The organism is Dactylosporangium maewongense (genome assembly GCF_039531485.1).
Lineage (GTDB): Bacteria > Actinomycetota > Actinomycetes > Mycobacteriales > Micromonosporaceae > Dactylosporangium > Dactylosporangium maewongense.
Genome location: NZ_BAAAQD010000113.1, coordinates 1 through 564, shown reverse-complemented (window position 1 = coordinate 564; position 564 = coordinate 1). Strand labels below are relative to the sequence as shown.

Annotated in this window: 2 rRNA genes; both read right to left on the bottom strand. The window is 58.3% G+C overall.

Going from position 1 to position 564, the window contains the following annotated elements:
• A 23S ribosomal RNA gene (locus ABD332_RS59970) occupies positions 1-123 on the bottom strand; the annotation flags it as partial.
• Between the two features lie 352 nt (positions 124-475).
• Positions 476-564 (bottom strand): 16S ribosomal RNA (locus tag ABD332_RS59965); the annotation flags it as partial.

The following is a 564-nucleotide window of genomic DNA, read 5'->3' as shown; positions in this document are numbered from 1 at the left end:
CCCATTCGGACACCCTGGGATCACAGCTCGGTTGACAGCTCCCCCAGGCCTATCGCGGCCTCCCACGTCCTTCATCGGCTCCTGGTGCCAAGGCATCCACCGTACGCCCTCAGCAACTTGACCACAAAAAAGCTATAAAGATGCTCGCATCCACTGTGCAATTCTCAACCAACACCAAACCCACACCTCTTTATCAGCCACAACCTCGCCGGCTACGCCGACCGGTATTGCGACAGATGTGGATCTCGTCTGAACCAACCCCGTATCGCTACGTTGGTTGTTTCAGGACCCAACAGGGTGCCTGTATGCCTTTCGAACCGCACTCAACACTCGTTCCACGCCCACAAGTGAGCAGTACTAGCGTGAAGAGCCGCTGTCCGCAGGACTCGCCAGTGTCTCCGCCATATGAGCACCCATCCGACGCGTTCGGCCGGCTGTGGGCTCCTGTCACCTTTCGGTGAAGGTTGCTCCTTAGAAAGGAGGTGATCCAGCCGCACCTTCCGGTACGGCTACCTTGTTACGACTTCGTCCCAATCGCCAGTCCCACCTTCGACGGCTCCCTCC